The sequence below is a fragment of the Pseudomonas sp. Q11 genome (assembly GCF_024494355.1).
GTDB lineage: Bacteria > Pseudomonadota > Gammaproteobacteria > Pseudomonadales > Pseudomonadaceae > Aquipseudomonas > Aquipseudomonas hefeiensis.
The window spans coordinates 15,599-33,355 of the sequence record NZ_JAKNQY010000014.1; the positions used below are offsets into that span (position 1 = coordinate 15,599).

17 protein-coding genes are annotated in these 17,757 nt (G+C 60.3%); 6 read left to right on the forward strand and 11 right to left on the reverse strand.

The genetic code is table 11. The features are described from left to right. Nucleotides 1–128: 128 nt before the first annotated feature. Complete coding sequence (locus MA884_RS15795) at nt 129–611, reverse strand: GAF domain-containing protein (RefSeq protein ID WP_047226378.1); 483 nt, start codon at nt 609–611, stop codon at nt 129–131. Further along, entirely contained in the window at nt 608–1,498 is an 891-nt protein-coding gene (locus MA884_RS15800) for an ATP-binding protein (protein ID WP_256231395.1), read from the reverse strand. Before MA884_RS15800 ends, MA884_RS15795 begins: the two co-directional genes overlap by 4 nt. Before the next feature lie 162 nt (nt 1,499–1,660). Here MA884_RS15800 and MA884_RS15805 point away from each other — a divergent pair, with 162 nt between their 5' ends. Next, nucleotides 1,661–3,982, forward strand: coding sequence for a response regulator (locus MA884_RS15805; protein WP_256231396.1), 2,322 nt, complete (start codon nt 1,661–1,663; stop codon nt 3,980–3,982). On the opposite strand, the gene MA884_RS15810 is transcribed toward MA884_RS15805, so the two are convergent. From MA884_RS15810 to msrB, 3 genes are all read right to left on the reverse strand, one after another. After that, nucleotides 3,966–4,427, reverse strand: coding sequence for a MarR family winged helix-turn-helix transcriptional regulator (locus MA884_RS15810; RefSeq protein ID WP_256231397.1), 462 nt, complete (start codon nt 4,425–4,427; stop codon nt 3,966–3,968). The genes MA884_RS15805 and MA884_RS15810 overlap by 17 nt on opposite strands. After that, nucleotides 4,424–4,909, reverse strand: a complete 486-nt coding sequence (locus tag MA884_RS15815; RefSeq protein ID WP_256231398.1) for a glutathione peroxidase — start codon at nt 4,907–4,909, stop codon at nt 4,424–4,426. Before MA884_RS15815 ends, MA884_RS15810 begins: the two co-directional genes overlap by 4 nt. A 184-nt stretch (nt 4,910–5,093) precedes the next feature. Beyond that, nucleotides 5,094–5,489, reverse strand: a complete 396-nt coding sequence (msrB, locus tag MA884_RS15820; protein WP_256231399.1) for a peptide-methionine (R)-S-oxide reductase MsrB — start codon at nt 5,487–5,489, stop codon at nt 5,094–5,096. Nucleotides 5,490–5,709: 220 nt separating this feature from the next. Here msrB and MA884_RS15825 point away from each other — a divergent pair, with 220 nt between their 5' ends. Next, on the forward strand, nt 5,710–6,921 hold the full coding sequence (locus MA884_RS15825) for a pyridoxal phosphate-dependent aminotransferase (RefSeq protein ID WP_095963474.1): 1,212 nt from the start codon (nt 5,710–5,712) through the stop codon (nt 6,919–6,921). A 300-nt stretch (nt 6,922–7,221) separates the two neighbouring features. Next, nucleotides 7,222–8,109 carry a protease HtpX gene (gene htpX, locus MA884_RS15830; protein ID WP_047226371.1) on the forward strand — a complete coding sequence of 296 codons (888 nt, stop codon included), beginning with the start codon at nt 7,222–7,224 and terminating at the stop codon, nt 8,107–8,109. A 157-nt stretch (nt 8,110–8,266) separates the two neighbouring features. Here htpX and MA884_RS15835 read toward each other — a convergent pair whose 3' ends face one another. After that, nucleotides 8,267–8,920 carry a thiopurine S-methyltransferase gene (locus MA884_RS15835; protein ID WP_256231400.1) on the reverse strand — a complete coding sequence of 218 codons (654 nt, stop codon included), beginning with the start codon at nt 8,918–8,920 and terminating at the stop codon, nt 8,267–8,269. A 104-nt stretch (nt 8,921–9,024) separates the two neighbouring features. Between MA884_RS15835 and MA884_RS15840 the strand changes: the two genes are divergently transcribed. Next, nucleotides 9,025–9,792, forward strand: a complete 768-nt coding sequence (locus MA884_RS15840) for a class III extradiol ring-cleavage dioxygenase (protein ID WP_256231401.1) — start codon at nt 9,025–9,027, stop codon at nt 9,790–9,792. A 197-nt stretch (nt 9,793–9,989) separates the two neighbouring features. Here the strand turns inward: MA884_RS15840 and MA884_RS15845 are convergent, their stop codons facing one another. Both MA884_RS15845 and MA884_RS15850 read right to left on the reverse strand, forming a co-directional pair. Continuing rightward, a complete protein-coding gene (locus MA884_RS15845; protein WP_047226368.1) occupies nt 9,990–11,663 on the reverse strand; it encodes a DEAD/DEAH box helicase in 1,674 nt (557 codons plus the stop codon). Nucleotides 11,664–12,151: 488 nt separating this feature from the next. Further along, nucleotides 12,152–12,907, reverse strand: coding sequence for a spermidine synthase (locus MA884_RS15850; protein ID WP_256231402.1), 756 nt, complete (start codon nt 12,905–12,907; stop codon nt 12,152–12,154). A 136-nt stretch (nt 12,908–13,043) separates the two neighbouring features. Between MA884_RS15850 and MA884_RS15855 the strand changes: the two genes are divergently transcribed. Further along, complete coding sequence (locus tag MA884_RS15855; RefSeq protein WP_256231403.1) at nt 13,044–14,390, forward strand: class II 3-deoxy-7-phosphoheptulonate synthase; 1,347 nt, start codon at nt 13,044–13,046, stop codon at nt 14,388–14,390. 133 nt (nt 14,391–14,523) lie between these two features. On the opposite strand, the gene MA884_RS15860 is transcribed toward MA884_RS15855, so the two are convergent. Together MA884_RS15860 and MA884_RS15865 are read right to left on the reverse strand one after the other, a co-directional pair. After that, the gene (locus MA884_RS15860; RefSeq protein WP_256231404.1) at nt 14,524–15,753 is read right to left on the reverse strand and encodes a winged helix-turn-helix domain-containing protein; all 1,230 of its coding nucleotides are present in this window, start codon (nt 15,751–15,753) and stop codon (nt 14,524–14,526) included. A gap of 64 nt (nt 15,754–15,817) precedes the next feature. Further along, the gene (locus MA884_RS15865; RefSeq protein WP_256231405.1) at nt 15,818–16,039 is read right to left on the reverse strand and encodes a DUF1127 domain-containing protein; all 222 of its coding nucleotides are present in this window, start codon (nt 16,037–16,039) and stop codon (nt 15,818–15,820) included. A 97-nt stretch (nt 16,040–16,136) separates the two neighbouring features. On the opposite strand from MA884_RS15865, the gene MA884_RS15870 reads away from it, so the two are divergent. Then, the gene (locus MA884_RS15870; RefSeq protein WP_256231500.1) at nt 16,137–16,991 is read left to right on the forward strand and encodes a LysR substrate-binding domain-containing protein; all 855 of its coding nucleotides are present in this window, start codon (nt 16,137–16,139) and stop codon (nt 16,989–16,991) included. Here MA884_RS15870 and MA884_RS15875 read toward each other — a convergent pair. Then, entirely contained in the window at nt 16,981–17,715 is a 735-nt protein-coding gene (locus tag MA884_RS15875; RefSeq protein WP_256231501.1) for a sulfite exporter TauE/SafE family protein, read from the reverse strand. The genes MA884_RS15870 and MA884_RS15875 overlap by 11 nt on opposite strands. Between the last annotated feature and the right edge of the window lie 42 nt (nt 17,716–17,757).

Here is a 17,757-nt window from a genome sequence, read left to right on the forward strand (position 1 = left end):
GTATTCCGGCAGGCGTTGCCGAGCAAAGCGAAACTGCGATCTTTCTCCTGACGCTTGAATCTCATGCGAAAGATCAAAAGATCGTCCGAACGCGGCCCGAGCCTTCGCCAATTCCTATAGGAAGCGGGTCAGCAGTCTGTCAGGCGCAGGAAAATATCAGCCAACTGCTCGATACCGGCCCGGTCATGCTCGGTAAAGCGCGCCAGTTTCGGACTGTCCAGATCGAGCACGCCAATCAGGCGCCCGCCCTTGACCAGCGGCACCACCAGTTCGCTGTTCGACGCGCTGTCGCAGGCGATATGACCGGCGAAGGCATGGACATCTTCGACGCGCTGGGTCTGGCGGGTCGCCGCTGCCGTACCGCACACGCCACGACCAAAGGGAATCCGCACACAGGCGATTTGCCCCTGGAATGGGCCGAGTACCAATTCTTCGTTGCGATTGAGGTAGAAGCCGGCCCAGTTCAAGTCGTCCAGCTGACTGAACAGGAAAGCCGAAAACTGCGCGGCGTTGGCGATGAAATCCCGCTCATCGGCCAGCAAGGACTCAAGCTGTGCCGCTAACAAGCCGTAGCCGTCGAGGCCTTCGCCCGTGCCTTTCAAATCGATCATGCCTTGTTCTCCAGAAGTTTGAGGCCCACCCAATACCGGGCAAACTGATAGGCGCAACGTCCGTTGCGGTTGCCGCGTCCGGTGGCCCAACGCACCGCTTGCACATCCAGCGCTTCATCGCGCTGCCAGGTTAGCCCGGCCTTGGCCGCCAGCTCGCCGATCCAGTGTTCCACCACGTTGAGGAAATGCTCCTGGGTAAACGGATAAAACGACAGCCACAAGCCGAAACGGTCAGACAACGCGATCTTGTCCTCCACGGCTTCGCTGGGGTGAAGCTCGCCGTCGACGCGCTTCCAGTTCTCATTGTCGCTTTCCTTTTCGGGCACCAGATGGCGACGGTTGGAGGTGGCATACAACAGCACATTGTCCGGCGCCTGCTCGAGGGATCCATCCAGCACGCTCTTAAGGACACGGTAATCGCCTTCACCGGACTCGAACGACAGGTCATCGCAAAACAGCACGAAGCGCTGCGCGAGTTTGGCAATTTGCTCGACCACTCGCGGCAGATCGGCCAGGTGATCGCGCTCAATCTCGATCAACCGCAGGCCATGCTGGGCATGTTCGGCCAGCAACGCGCGCACCAGGGACGACTTGCCAGTGCCACGCGAGCCCCACAGCAAGGCATGGTTGGCCGGCATGCCATCGATGAACTGCCGGGTGTTGCGACCCAACTGTTCAACCTGACGGTCCACACCGATCAGGTCCGACAGGCGCATGTCGAGGCTGACCTCAAGCGGCAACAGGTAACCACTGCGCCCGTCGCGCTGCCAGCGGGCGGCCAGTGTCCGGGTCCAGTCGATAGTGGGTCGGGGAGCGGGCAACAGGGGCTCTATACGGGCCAGCACCGCATCGGCGCGCTCAAGAAAAGCATTCAATCGAGAGTCCACGTCTTATCCTCGGACAGGTTCACAGTAATGATGGCGCTACAGCGACGAAACGCCGTATCCAATGGCGGGTCTATCCCACACAACATATACCGGTTGCACCGGTATTCAGAGATGATCAGCTATGCTTGAGCGGCGAAGGGAAACGTAGTGGTTCATCATTCCATGGACATCAGATTCACCCAACGGCTGTCCTACAAGCAGGCCCGGCTGACCGTTCTGGTGGGTTTCGCGCTGGGCACTTTGCTCAGCCTGATGCAGATCGGCATCGATTATGCCAGCGAAGACGCGTCTATCAACCGTGAAATCCTGTCGTTGCTGGAAATCAGCCACAATCCGGCTTCGCGCATCGCCTATAACATTGATGCCGAACTCGCCCAGGAGCTGGCCCTGGGCCTGTTGCGCTCACCGGCCATCATCGGCGCCGAGCTGATCGACAACAACAATACGGTGCTGGCCAGCGTCAAACGCCCCGAACTCCAAAGCAGTAACCGTTTTATCAGCGACTTTCTGTTCGGCGCGCGGCGGCAGTTCGAAGACCGTCTCTACCTGGACCATCTGCCCGCAGAGTCTTTGGGTGCGCTGCGACTGGACGTCGACACCTATGCATTCGGCAGCCGCTTCCTGCGCCGGGCCGAAGTGACGCTGCTCAACGGTTTTGCCCGCAGCCTGATCCTGACCGGTCTGCTCCTGGCGTTGTTTTATGTGATGCTGACCAAGCCCCTGGTGCGGGTCATCCGCGAACTGAGCAGCCGCGATCCCAGTAGCGGCGAGCAGAGTCGCCTGGAATGCCCCTCCGGCCACCAGCACGACGAGATCGGCGTACTGGTCTCGGTGGCCAATCAGCAGTTCGAAAATATCGCCACCGAGATTCAGCAGCGGCGCACGGCGGAAAATCGTCTCACCGATTATCTCGCGCAGTTGGAAAACATTGTCTCGGCCCGTACCGCCGAACTCAAAGCCATCAATGCCCGCCTCAGCCAGTCCAATGAGGAGTTGGAAGTGGCCCGGCGCACGGCCCTGGACATGGCAGAAGCCCGCTCCGTCTTTCTGGCCAACATGAGCCATGAGATCCGTACGCCGCTCAATGGCCTGTTGGGAATGATCGCGCTGTCACTGGATGGCCCCCTGACGGCCGAACAACAGCAACAGCTATCGATCGCCCATGACTCAGGCAAGGTATTGGTGGAATTGCTCAACGATATCCTCGACCTGTCGAAATTCGACGCCGGTCAACTGGAACTCGAACACATCCCGTTCGACCTTGGCTCCCTGGTCGAAGACACCGCCAACCTGCTTTCCCAGAACGCCGCCCCAAGCGTCGAACTGGCCTGCCTGATCGATCCGGCGTTCCCGACACAGGTATTGGGCGACCCGACCCGGGTGCGCCAGATCGTCAGCAACCTGTTGTCCAACGCACTGAAATTCACGCGCTTCGGCCGGGTCGATGTACGCTTGAGCCCACGTGAAGACGGTGTGCGGATCGAGATCTGTGACACCGGCATCGGCATCCCTCAAGAGGCTCAAGCGAGAATCCTCCAGCCGTTCACCCAAGCCGGTGTTGGTATTACCCGCCAGTTCGGTGGCACCGGGCTGGGCCTGGCGCTGACCTACAACCTCTGCGAAGCCATGCAGGGCCGATTGACGATCACCTCCGAAGCCGGTTTCGGCAGTCAGTTCTGCGCTGACCTGCCCCTGCCGTGCCATACCCCTGCGGCGCCCGCCGAGCCCTTGCGCGGTAATGTCGTTGCCATTACCGCCAGCAGCAGTGGACTGGCCGAGTTGCTCAACATGCTATTGCCCGGCTGGGGGCTGGACTACGAAAGACGTTCGGTGGATGACGGGTTGCTGGGCCTCAAGCCCGATATTCTGATTACCGACTGCCCGGAATGCCTGTTCAATATGCGTCCCACGTTCGACGCCCCGATCCTGCTGGTCACCGCCTATGGCAGTTTTCTGCCCAGTGAAGAAGCCGCCGCCCTCGCCCCCTTGTTACAACAGGCCCGCCCCCTGGCGCGCCAAGCCCTTTATCAGATCCTGCGTCGCGCCTTGCAAAGCGACGCCACCACCATCAATGATGCTCAAGTCGAAACCCTGGCGCCTTCCAAACGCGGGCGGGTCTTGCTGGTGGAAGACAACCCGGTCAATCAACTGGTGGCCAAGGGCATGCTGGTGAAGCTGGGCTGTGAAGTCATCGTCGCGGCCCATGGTGCCGAGGCCCTGGATCAGCTCGAACAGAGGGATTTCGACCTGGTCCTGATGGATTGCAACATGCCGGTCATGGACGGTTACGAAGCCAGTCGCCAGATCCGTCGCAGCGGGCGCTGGCCGGATCTGCCGATTGTTGCCCTGACGGCCAATGCCATGCCCGAGGAACGTGAGCGATGCAGGGCTGCCGGCATGAACGATTACCTGTCCAAGCCGTTCCGCCGCGAAGAACTGGCGGCGTTGCTGGATCAATGGGCGCCCACTACGCCAGCGCTTTGATCTGCCCCAACAGATGATCGAGACCGTCTCGCAACTCCCCCAGGCGGTCAAGGTCAATCCCGCTATCGCATAACAGGCGAGCCTTGAGCGGACCGACCTGCTCACGCAACGCCCAACCAGCTTGCGTCAGGCTCAAATGCACCTCCCGCTCATCGCGGACCGAACGCTGGCGCTGAACCAGGCTCAGTTGTTCCAGGCGTTTGAGCAACGGCGTCAACGTGCCCGAATCCAGCAGCAGACGCTCGCCCAAGGCCTTGACCGTGGGTTGTTCCGGCGCATTCTCCTGCCACTCCCACAGCACCAGCATTGCCAGGTATTGCGGATAGGTCAGGCCGAGCTGATCGAGCATCGGCTTGTAGCCGCGGATGACCGCCCGCGACGCAGCGTACAGCTTGAAGCACAATTGGCTGTCGAGCTTCAGCGAATCGACTGACAGATCATTCATTTGAGCAAGGCTTCGATCTCACCGGTCAGGTCCTGGGGCTTGGTGGTCGGTGCAAAACGCTTGACCACCTGACCGTCCTTGCCAATCAGGAACTTGGTGAAATTCCACTTGATGCCTTTGGACCCCAGTACACCGGGCGCACGCTGCTTGAGCTGGACAAACAGCGGATGGGCATTGGCACCGTTGACATCGATTTTCTTGAACAGCGGAAAACTCACACCGAAGTTCAGCTCGCAGAACTCGGAGATCGCCCCCTCGTTGCCCGGCTCCTGCTTGCCAAACTGGTTGCAGGGAAAGCCCACCACCACCAGGCCCTGGTCCTTATAGGTTTGCCAGAGCGCTTCGAGCCCTTTGTACTGCGGGGTGAAGCCGCACTGGCTGGCGGTGTTGACCACCAACACAGCCTTGCCAGCGAAATCGGCGAGGGTCTTTTGCTCACCCTTGATAGTGGTGCATGGGATGCTCAGCAGGTTGTCGCTCATGGCAAGGCTCCAGGTGGAAAGAAGAGGTTCCTGAAGATAGCGAGCAATTAAATTGCATGCAATTTAATTATCAAGAAATACCCGTATCACAGACTGTGGGAGCAAGGCTTGCCCGCGATGAAGGCGACACGGTCTTTCAGAGATCGAGGTGCCTGTTGCGCGAGCAAGCTTTGCTGCCACAGAGTTACCCTCGGGGCACCATATCCAGGCACACCGAGTTGATGCAGTAACGCAGCCCCGTAGGTGGCGGGCCGTCGGGGAAGACGTGGCCCAGGTGTGCATCACACTTGGCGCAGACCACTTCAGTGCGGATCATGCCGTGGCTGACATCGCGCACTTCCACCACCGCGCTGCCTTCGAGCGGCGCGTAGAAACTTGGCCAGCCGCAGCCGGAATCGAATTTGGTCTGCGAATCGAACAGCGGCTCGTTGCAGCAGATGCAGTGGTAAACGCCGTCAGTCTTGGTGTCGTTGTACTTACCGGAAAATGGCCGTTCGGTGCCCTTCAGCCGACAGACGTTGTACTGCTCCGGGTCGAGCATGGCGCGCCATTCTTCAAGGGTTTTCTGCAACTTTTCCATCGTCCTACCTCGGCAATTGAAAAAGCCCGATCCGACGCTTTTCCACAGATCGGGCGGCACGTATGATTGCGCCTCGTCAGGCGCCAGTCTGGCAGCCACGTCATGCGTATTCAAACGGATTGTCACGCATGTACCGCGTCAAGCCTGAGCACAGACGCAGGATCCCCAGTACGGTAGTTCACTCGCCGCCTGGATCGTTCATTTTCGGGAACACATCGCCATGCAGGTCAGCAAATCGAACAAGCTCGCCAACGTCTGCTATGACATTCGCGGCCCAGTGCTCAAGCACGCCAAGCGCCTGGAAGAGGAAGGCCATCGCATCCTCAAGCTGAACATCGGCAACCCGGCACCCTTTGGTTTCGAAGCGCCCGATGAAATCCTCCAGGACGTCATCCGCAACCTGCCGACCGCCCAGGGCTACAGCGACTCCAAAGGCCTGTTCAGCGCCCGCAAGGCCGTGATGCAGTACTACCAGCAAAAACAGGTCGAAGGTGTCGGTATCGAAGACATCTACCTGGGTAACGGCGTGTCCGAACTGATCGTAATGTCGATGCAAGCCTTGCTCAACAACGGCGACGAAGTGCTGGTGCCAGCCCCGGACTACCCATTGTGGACCGCCGCCGTGAGCCTGTCAGGCGGTAACCCGGTGCATTACCTGTGCGACGAACAGGCCAACTGGTTCCCGGACCTGGCGGACATCAAGGCCAAGATCACCCCGAACACCAAGGCACTGGTGATCATCAACCCGAACAATCCGACCGGCGCGGTGTACTCCAGGGAAGTCTTGCTGGGCATGCTGGAACTGGCTCGCCAGCACAACCTGGTGGTGTTTTCCGACGAGATCTACGACAAGATCCTGTACGACGATGCCGTGCACGTCTGCACCGCGTCCCTGGCTCCAGACCTGCTGTGCCTGACCTTCAACGGCTTGTCCAAATCCTACCGGGTGGCAGGTTTCCGCTCCGGCTGGATCGCCATCTCCGGCCCCAAGCATCACGCCCAGAGCTACATCGAGGGCATCGACATGCTGGCCAACATGCGTCTGTGTGCCAACGTACCGAGCCAGCATGCGATCCAGACAGCGCTGGGCGGCTACCAGAGCATCAATGACCTGGTCCTGCCACAGGGCCGGTTGCTGGAACAGCGCAACCGCACCTGGGAACTGCTCAACGACATTCCTGGCGTCAGTTGCGTCAAGCCGATGGGTGCGTTGTACGCCTTCCCACGGATCGACCCAAAGGTCTGCCCGATCCACAACGATGAAAAATTCGTACTCGACCTGTTGCTGTCCGAAAAGCTGCTGGTGGTCCAGGGCACGGCGTTCAACTGGCCGTGGCCGGATCACTTCCGCGTCGTGACCCTGCCTCGGGTCGACGACCTGGACCAGGCCATTGGCCGCATCGGCAATTTCCTCAAATCCTACCGCCAGTAAACCAAATGACGTGCGAGGGCCTCGCCTCGCACGCTGTTTGATTCAGCAACATATCCGTTTCGCCAACTTGAACAGGCCTTCTACACTGAAGCCTCGGCAGGCAGTGCGCAGCGCAACTCAACGTTCACGGGGTACCGACGCCCTATTTTTTTTCCACGGCCACTTTCAGAAAAGTCTTTCAATCATTTAGGACGCCTGTAGGACACAGTTTGAAATAGTCGGCGTGTTGAATAGCCTGCGGCGGCACCTTATATACCCCGCATAACGCTACATCTTTAGCATGAGGAGATTTCCACAACCATGATGCGCATCCTGCTGTTTTTGGCCACTAACCTGGCGGTCGTGCTGATTGCCAGCATCACCCTGAGCCTTTTCGGCTTCAACGGGTTCATGGCGGCCAACGGGGTTGACCTCAACCTCAGTCAGCTGCTGATCTTCTGTGCGGTGTTCGGTTTCGCCGGTTCCCTGTTCTCGCTGTTCATCTCCAAATGGATGGCGAAGATGAGCACCAGCACGCAGATCATCACTCAGCCGCGCACTCGCCACGAACAATGGCTGCTGCAAACCGTCGAGCAGCTATCCCGCGAAGCTGGCATCAAGATGCCGGAAGTGGGCATCTTCCCAGCCTACGAGGCCAACGCCTTCGCCACCGGCTGGAACAAGAACGATGCATTGGTCGCTGTCAGCCAGGGCCTGCTCGAACGGTTTTCGCCGGATGAAGTCAAGGCCGTGCTGGCCCATGAGATCGGCCACGTCGCCAACGGCGACATGGTGACCCTGGCGCTGATCCAGGGTGTGGTGAACACCTTCGTCATGTTTTTTGCCCGCATCATCGGCAACTTCGTCGACAAGGTGATCTTCAAGAATGAAGAGGGCCAGGGCATCGCCTACTACGTGGCGACCATTTTCGCCGAGCTGGTATTGGGCATCCTCGCCAGCGCCATCGTCATGTGGTTCTCGCGCAAACGTGAGTTCCGCGCAGATGACGCCGGCGCACGCCTGGCGGGCACCAGTGCCATGATCGGCGCCCTGCAACGCCTGCGTGCCGAGCAAGGTTTGCCCGTACACATGCCCGACACCCTGAATGCCTTTGGCATCAACGGTGGTATCAAGCAGGGCCTGGCTCGCATGTTCATGAGCCATCCGCCACTGGAAGAGCGTATCGACGCACTGCGTCGTCGCGGCTGACAGGCTCAAGCTTCAAGAGAAAGCCCGCAGCAATGCGGGCTTTTTTTGTCTGCCTGATTTATGAATTACCTGATCTGGCCCCATCGCGGGCAAGCCTTGCTCCCATAGGGGCAATGTGAGCGAGCCTGCTCGCGATAAAGTCAGCGGACACGCCACATCAACGACTGGAAACCCGATACACCCGCTCATCCAGCCTTTTGACTCCAGCCTGCAAGAACTTCCAGCTTTCGCCCAGCACATCCTGCTCCTGCAAGACCTCCAGCCGCCAGACCTCGCCCAACAGCCGCTGCACTTCGTCATCCCCTACGGAAAACGGCGGGCCGGGCATTTCATCCTGGTTGTAATCCAGGGTAATCAACAGTCCAACACACTCCGGCAAGATCTTCTGCAAATGGGTCGCGTACCGCTCTCGCATCGCCACAGGCAAAGCGATCAATGCGGCGCGGTCGTACAGCGCCGCGCAACCAGCCACATCCCCAGCGCCCAAGGCAAAAAAATCACCGCAGCGGATTTCGATATCCCCGGCACGAAACACCTTGAACGCACCCTCTTCACTCACGCTCGGCTCAAGCTGATGCTCAAGAAAGAAATCCTCTGCGGCTTTTTCCGACAGCTCCACCCCCAGTACCGAATACCCCTGCTGGGCGAGCCACAAGAGGTCGAGCGTTTTCCCGCATAGGGGTACCAGCACCCGACTGCCCTGCTCTACCCCCAGTTGCGGCCAGAAACATTGCAGATAGGGGTTCACTTCTGGCAAATGAAAGCCAATCTGATTGGTTGACCAGCGCTTGTGCCAAAACTCGGGCTCCATGACTCACTCCAAAAAAACCGATTAAAACGGGCTAAAACTTATATTAGATTTAGATCATAGACCTGACAGAAGATGGCGACATCTTAACGCTCAGGAGTCCGTTCATGCTGCCCAGCCTGTTTATCTCCCATGGCTCACCGATGCTCGCCCTGGAACCTGGAGACAGCGGTCCGGCACTGGCTCGCCTCGCCGCGCAACTGCCCACACCCAAAGCCATCATCATCGTGTCCGCGCACTGGGAAAGCAGTGAGCTGTTGGTCAGCGCCAATCCGCATCCACGTACCTGGCATGACTTCGGCGGCTTCCCGCCAGCTCTGTACGAGGTGCAATATCCGGCGCCGGGCGATCCGCAACTGGCAGTGCAAGTGGCGGACCTGCTCAACGCCGCGCACCTGCCGGCACGCCTCGACACAGAGCGACCATCCGATCATGGCGTGTGGGTGCCGTTGTCTTTGATGTACCCCGAGGCCGACATCCCAGTGGTGCAGGTTTCCCTGCCCAGCCGCCAGGGGCCGGTGTTGCAGACCCAGGTCGGCCAGGCCCTGGCGAACCTACGCCAACAGGGTGTCCTGCTGATCGGCTCAGGCAGCATCACCCATAACCTGCGCGACCTGGACTGGAACGCCGGCCCCGACAGCATTGAGCCCTGGGCCAAGGCGTTTCGCGATTGGATGGTTGAGAAGCTGGAGGCCGACGATGAGGCCGCGCTGCATGATTACCGTCGCCAGGCGCCGAACGCCGTGCGCAGCCATCCCAGTGATGAGCATCTGCTGCCGTTGTATTTCGCCCGGGGTGCGGGGGGTCAATTCAGCGTTGCCCACCAGGGGTTCACCATGGGGGCCTTGGGGATGGACATTTATCGGTTTGACTGACCTTTAAACCGAGTCGTCTTCAATCGCGAGCAGGCTCGCTCCCACAATGGACCTGCATTTGCCCATACCACTGTGGGAGCGAGCCTGCTCGCGATTGGGCTCCCCATGCTCTCCCTGAAAAACACCAAACGTCAGGCATAAAAAATCCCCGAACCAGTCGGGGATTTTTATGTTCGATCAATCAGCCCGAGAGCGGATCAATCTTCGCGATAGCGACGCAGTTTGAGCTGCTTGCCGGCGACACGAGTGTCCTTCAGTTTGGTCAGCAACTTCTCCAGACCATCTTCCGGCAGCTCTACCAGGCTGAAGCTGTCACGTACCTGGATGCGACCGATGGCCTCACGGGCCAGGCCGCCTTCGTTGAGGATGGCGCCCAGCAGGTTCTTGGCCGCGATGCCGTCACGAGCACCCAGCGCAGTACGGCAACGTGCACGGCCTTCGGCCAGCGGGATCGGTGCGCGACGCTCGCGATCACCACGGTCCGGACGATCACCGCTACGCTCTGGACGGTCGCCACGCGGTGCGTTGTTCGGCACCAGTGGACGTTCCTTCTCGATCGCAGCCAGGGTCAGCGCCTGGCCATTGGTGGCCTTGCGCAGCAGAGCAGCGGCCAGGGCACGGGGGGTGCAACCGATGTCGGCGGTCAGGCGATCAAGCAGATCACCGTGGGTCGATTCGGCGTCAGCCACCAGTGGCGACAGGCTGTTGGTGAGTTTCTTGATGCGGGCATCGAGAACTGCCTGGGCGTCCGGCAGGCGAACTTCAGCGACCTTCTGACCGGTTACACGCTCAATCACTTGCAGCATGCGGCGCTCACGCGGGGTGACCAGCAGCAGTGCACGACCTTCGCGACCGGCACGGCCTGTACGGCCGATACGGTGAACGTAGGATTCCGGATCGTACGGCATGTCCACGTTGAACACGTGGGTGATGCGCGGAACGTCCAGGCCACGGGCGGCAACGTCGGTCGCCACAACGATGTCCAGACGGCCATCCTTGAGGGAGTCGATCACGCGCTCGCGCTGGTTCTGGGCAATGTCACCGTTCAGCGCAGCGGCTTTGTAGCCTTTGGCTTCCAGGGCACTGGCCAGGTCCAGGGTCGCTTGCTTGGTACGGACGAACATGATCAGGGCGTCGAAATCCTCGACTTCCAGCAGGCTCAGTACGGCCGAGGTCTTCTGGTCGGCGTGAACCAGCAGGTGAGCCTGCTCGATCGCGGTGACGGTCTGGGTCTTGGTCTGGATCTTTACGTGTTGCGGATCGCGCAGGTGACGCTCGGCAATGGCGCGGATCGACTGCGGCAGTGTGGCCGAGAACAATACCGTCTGACGGGTCGCTGGCAGGGCCTTGAAGATGACTTCCAGGTCATCCATGAAACCCAGCTTGAGCATTTCGTCGGCTTCATCGAGAACCAGGTGGTTCACGGTGGCCAGTACTTTTTCGTCACGACGCAGGTGGTCGCACAGACGCCCCGGAGTGGCGACAACGATTTGCGCGCCGTTACGGATGGCTTTCAATTGCGGGCCCATCGGAGCGCCGCCGTAAACAGCCACGACGGTTACACCAGGCATCTGCTTGGAGTAAGTTTCAAAAGCGGTGGCTACTTGCAGCGCCAACTCACGAGTTGGCGCCAGGATCAGGGCTTGCGGTTCGCGCTTAGCAGGATCGATGCGATGCAGGATCGGCAGGGCGAACGCGGCGGTTTTACCCGTACCGGTTTGCGCCTGACCAATCATGTCGTGACCGGCCATGATGATCGGGATCGATTGCTGCTGAATAGCCGAAGGTTCTTCGTAGCCGGTCGCAATGACGGCTGCAAGAATGTTCGGATTAAGATTAAAAGCGACGAAGCCGCCGGTTTCCTGGGTCATGGGTCTGCCTCTAAGTGCATCCGCAAAGACCCATGCTCCAAAGCTGCGCATGCCGTGTTGAGACTCAAGAGTCGCCCTGGCTGCTTTGTCGGCGGGGATTTGCGAAAACGAATGAATGAAAAGAACGTCGCGGAAGCATCCGTTGTGCGGACATGCAGCCGAAGCTGGCTTCGGGAAATTGCGCTACCTTGACGCGGCCCGGCTAAAGGCCGGCGCGCACTATACCGGAATTCGCCAAAAAAGGGAGATTTTTTATTGCCAGAACCCGGTCATGGGCCTCGCTGTCGCAGGCCCTGGGGTTCACGGTACAACCGTTTGTTTTGCACCGGCACGGCGTTGCGGGGGCGGGGTGCTAAAACGGTTCATCATTACCTGTGGGAGCAAAGCTTGCTCGCGATGCAAACACTGCGCACTTGCGCAAGCACTGAGCTGTGTTTATCGCGAGCAAGCTTTGCTCCCACAGGGGGGCGTCACACCTTGGACGAGTGTCAAGTCGCCGGGCGAATGGCCTTGATCAACGACTGCAATGAATAGCCCAGTCGTGGCGCCAGCCCTTCGGCCCGGGCGACCAGTCCTTGCATGTCCGGTTCCTGGTCCAGATCCGCCGGCACGATCAGGATGACATTGCCCTCCTTCACCGGCAGCTCCCAGTAATGCCGGTGGTACAGGCCCCGCAGCAGCGCCGCGCCCAATGGCTTGCCATCGTCGGTGGCCCATTGGTTGATCACCAGCCAGCCGCCCGGGTTGAGGCGTTTCTGGCAGTTTTCCAGAAAACGCCAGGCCAGATGCCCGACGCCGGGACCGACGTCAGTGTAGAGGTCGACGAAGATCAGGTCCGCAGGCTCGGCGGTTTCAAGCAACTCCAGGGCATCGCCGACGCGGATGTACAGCCGCGGATCGTCGTCCAGCCCCAGGTATTGGATGGCCAGGCGCGGTACATCGGGACGCAGTTCGATGGCTTCGACATCTTCCAGCGGCAGAAACTTGAGGCAGGCCTGGGTCAGCGTCCCGGCGCCCAGCCCAAGAAACAGCGCGCTTTCCGGCTGCTCGTGGCACAACGCGCCAATCAACATGGCGCGGGTGTAATCATATTCGAGCCAGCTCGGGTCGGCCGTGAACACGCAGCTCTGTTCGATGGCGTCGCCAAACTCCAGAAAACGGTAGTCCGCCACTTCAAGAACCCGGATAACACCGAACTCGTCGTGCACTTCGGCGAGCAAATGCTCGACGCGCTCCTCTGTCATTTCATCTCCTGTGGCTACGCAGACCCTGAACGCAACCGGGGGCAAAAGCGCGATTGTCCGCGAAGCGACGCAAACAGGTCACGCACTAATTTGCTGATAACATGGCAGCCCGAGCGTACACCACCTAGAGATCATGATGAGCCAACCCTGGAGCCCTGACAGCTGGCGCGCCCTGCCGATCCAGCAGCAACCCCGATACCCCGACGCGGCGCATTTGCTGCACGTCGAGCAGACCCTGGCCAGTTATCCGCCGCTGGTGTTTGCCGGTGAAGCGCGGGAGTTGCGCCGTCAGTTCGCCGAAGTCACCCAGGGGCGGGCCTTCCTGCTGCAAGGCGGCGACTGCGCCGAAAGTTTCGCCGAGTTCTCGGCGGCGAAGATCCGCGACACCTTCAAGGTGTTGCTGCAAATGGCCATCGTCATGACCTTTGCCGCCGGTTGCCCGGTGGTCAAGGTCGGTCGCATGGCCGGGCAGTTCGCCAAGCCGCGCTCGGCCAACGATGAAACCATCGACGGTGTGACCCTGCCAGCCTACCGGGGCGACATCGTCAACGGCATCGCCTTCGACGAAAAAAGCCGCGTACCAGACCCGGAGCGGCTGTTGCAGTCCTACCACCAGTCCACGGCCACCTTGAACCTGCTGCGGGCCTTCGCCCAGGGCGGATTCGCCGACCTGCATCAGGTGCACAAGTGGAACCTGGACTTCATCGCCAACTCGGCCCTGGCTGAGAAGTACAGCCACCTGGCCGACCGTATCGACGAAACCCTGGCCTTCATGCGCGCCTGCGGCATGGACAGCTCGCCGCAATTGCGCGAAACCAGTTTTTTCACCGCCCACGAAGCGCTGTTGCTCAATTACGAAGAAGCGTTCGTGCGCCGCGACAGCCTGACCAACGACTACTACGACTGCTCGGCCCACATGCTGTGGATCGGCGACCGCACCCGTCAGCTGGACGGCGCCCATGTCGAATTCCTGCGCGGGGTAAACAACCCGATCGGGGTCAAGGTCGGCCCGAGCATGAATCCTGATGATCTGATCCGCCTGATCGACGTGCTCAACCCGGACAATGATCCGGGCCGGTTGAACCTGATCGCGCGAATGGGCGCGAACAAAGTCGGCGATCACCTGCCGCAGCTATTGCGCGCCGTACAGCGCGAAGGCAAGCAGGTGCTGTGGAGTTCAGACCCGATGCACGGCAACACCATCAAGGCCAGCAGCGGTTACAAGACCCGGGATTTCGCGCAGATCCTCGGCGAAGTGAAGCAGTTCTTCCAGGTTCACGAAGCCGAAGGCACTTATGCCGGCGGGATTCACATCGAAATGACCGGACAGAACGTCACCGAGTGCATTGGCGGTGCACGACCGATAACCGAGGACGGGCTGTCGGACCGTTACCACACTCATTGCGACCCGCGGATGAATGCCGATCAGTCGCTGGAACTGGCGTTTTTGATTGCCGAGACGTTGAAGCAGGTGAGGCGCTGAGTCAGTCAGTCATTCGTCGCTTGTAGGATGGCTATCGCGAGCAGGCTCGCTCCCACATTGACCGCGCCGTACACAAATACTGTGTCCAGCAAAGATCAACTGTGGGAGCGAGCCTGCTCGCGATGGGGCCAGTTCAGTCTCCACCCGTCTCAGCCAGCGCCCCCGCCAACCGAACCCCGCCCACCCGAGCGCAATTAAGCTGGACCCGCGCCAATCCCAGCCAGTCAGCCAAACGTCGCAGATTCAACGCCAGGGCCTGCAGCCCCTCCTCGTCCAGCCCCGGCTCTTCCTCGTGCACGGCATGCACCGCCAATCGACCCAAAGCCCGTTCCGCCCGCAGGTCGACCCGCGCCGCAATGCGTTCGTTGTGCAGGAATGGCAACACGTAATAGCCATACACCCGCTTGTGCGCCGGGGTATAAATCTCCAGTCGATAACGGAAGTCGAACAGCCGCTCGGTACGGCTGCGCTCCCAGACCAAGGAATCGAACGGCGACAACAACGCACTGACTGCCACCTTGCGCGGGATTTTCACGGTGGGTGAGCACCAGGCCGGTTGCTTCCAGCCTTGCACCTGGCAGCGCACCAGTTCACCGGCTTCCTCCAACTCGGCCAGTCGCCCACGGCTATCGGCCGGATCGAGACGAAAATAGTCGCGCAAATCTTTCTCGGTGCCCACGCCCAAGGCTTGGGCTGCATGCAGCAGCAAGGCGCGCTGGGCCTGGGGCTCGTCCGGCAGCGGTTGTTGCAGGACCGATGCCGGCAATACCCGCTCCGGCAAGTCGTAAAGCCGCTCGAAGCCCCGCCGACCTGCCACCGTCACCTCGCCCGCCGCGAACAGCCATTCCAGCGCAAGTTTCTCGGCGCTCCAGTCCCACCAGGGACCGGCCTTTTCCTGGCGCGTGGACAAGCTGCCCGCCCCCACGGCGCCTTGCTCACGGACCGAAGCCAGTACGCGACGGATGACATCCTGGCGCTCCTGACCGAACTGCGCCAACTGTCGATAAATGCCCTCTCCGCGGGACGCACGCTCCATGCGCCAGCGCATCAGCGGATACATCGCCATCGGCAGCAGCGACGCTTCATGGCCCCAGTATTCGAACAGCGTACGACGTCGGCCCTGGCTCCAGGCTGCCTGGTCGAGCAAATCGGGGGTGTAGTGACCGAGACGGGAGAACAGCGGAAGGTAGTGCGAACGCACCAATGCATTGACTGAGTCGATCTGCAGGACGCCAAGGCGTTCAATCAGGCGGTTAACGCGCGCCGGTTGCACCGAAGCTGACGTTGGCCGCCCGTCGAATCCTTGGGCGGCCAGCGCCAGACGCCGGGCCTGTTTGAGGGTAAAGGACAGAGTCGCGGGCATGAAGATCTCCTTGTCTGCTCGCAACCTACCTCACCATTAAGCGGTTTGTGTAGGGAAGGATGACTCATTTGTGCATCGGGTCATCCCAGAATGGCCGAACCACTTCCTTTTCGACGTCGGCACGGCTGACGCCGATGTCCTTGAGCGCCTCATCGCTCATTCCGGCAAGCAGTTCGCGTTCGTGGTGCAATTCGTACCAGCGGCTAAACTTGTGCAGCAGAGCGCTGATCGAAAAGCCATGGGATGAGAGTTTTCCTATCAGTAGATAACCTTTTTGACCTTTCATCGTGATGTCCTCCGTTGGGGATGGCCCAAGTCTCGCGCCAACGCTAAGATCAATCCAACGAATGTTTCTTATGCAATACATCTCGGAGATTGATCAATTGTCGAGTTACCCGAGCATCGATACGGAAGTGCTGCGTACCTTTGTCGCCATCGCTGACCAGGGCGGTTTCACTCGCGCCGGGGAGCTGGTCAATCGCACCCAGTCCGCCGTCAGCATGCAGATGAAGCGGCTGGAAGAAGATGTATTGCAGCGCCGGCTGTTCGAGCGTGATGGACGCCAGGTCAAGCTCACCGCCGAAGGCCAGGTGTTGCTGGGCTACGCCCGGCGGATCCTCAAGCTGCACAGCGAGGTGTTCAACACCCTGCGTGAACCGCACATGGTCGGCACGGTGCGCATCGGCACCCCGGACGATTATGTGATGCGTTTTTTGCCGGGGATCCTGCAGCGCTTCGCCCAGTTCTATCCCTTGATCGAAATTGAAGTGCACTGCGAGTCGTCCAAGCAGTTGCTGCTGCGCCAGGATCTGGACCTGTCCATCGTCACCCGCAAACCGGGGGACGAAATCGGCCAGCTATTGCGCAAGGAGCGCTTTGTCTGGGCCGAAGCGGCGTGCTTCAGCGTGCATGAGCAAACACCGCTGCCGTTGGCGATGTTCAACAGTGATTGCTTCTGCCGGCAATGGGCCTGCAATGCACTGGATGCCATGGGCCGCGATTATCGCGTGGCGTACAACAGCTCCAGCCTGTCGGCGCTCATGGCGGTGGTCGGCGCGGGCCTGGCGATCACCGCGCAACTGGAAAGCCTGCTGACCCCGGACATGCGCGTGCTGGGCGAGGCGGAAAACCTGCCGGAGTTGCCCGAGGCCAGCATCATGCTGATCCGCAACCTTCATCATCCGTCGCCGATCACCGAGTGCCTGGCCGAGCACATCGTCGAAGGTTTCAAACTTTAAGGGCGAGCAAGATCGCGCACAGCACCAGGAAACCGCAGAACAGCCCGCGCAGCAGCCGCTCCGGCATGGCGTGGGCGACCTTTACCCCCCAACTGATACTGAGCAGGCCGCCAGCGGCCAGCGGCAGGCCGATCCACCAGTCCACTTGATGATGCACCGCATACGTGGCAAGGGTCACGCCGGTACTGGGCAAGGCCAGCGAGAGGGACAATCCCTGGGCGACCACCTGACTGGTGCCGAACAGGCTGGTCAGGAATGGCGTCGCGACGACCGCCCCGCCGACACCGAACAACCCGCCCATGGTCCCCGACGCCGCCCCCAGCACGGCGAGCCACGGCCAGCCATACCGCATCTGCGCCGAAGCCGGTGCGCTGGCGGCGAACAGGCGGATCAGGTTGTAGGCCGCCAGGACGATCATGAAGGCCACGAAGCCGATTCGCATGCTTTGCGCATCGATGCCCACGGCCCAGATCGAGCCAAGCCAGGCAAAGCAAAAACCCATGGAGGCCAGTGGCAGTACATGACGCATTTCAATGCGATTGCGCTGGTGGTAGCGCCACAAGGCGAGCATCACGTTTGGAACGACCATCACCAAGGCCGTCCCCTGGGCAATCTGCTGGTCGAGTCCGAACAACACACCCAGCACCGGAATGGCAATCAACCCGCCACCAATCCCGAACAATCCCCCCAAAGTGCCTAATGCGGCACCGAACGCCAGATACATCACACCTTCGATCACAACCGATTCCCCCTTAATCAGGGCGCT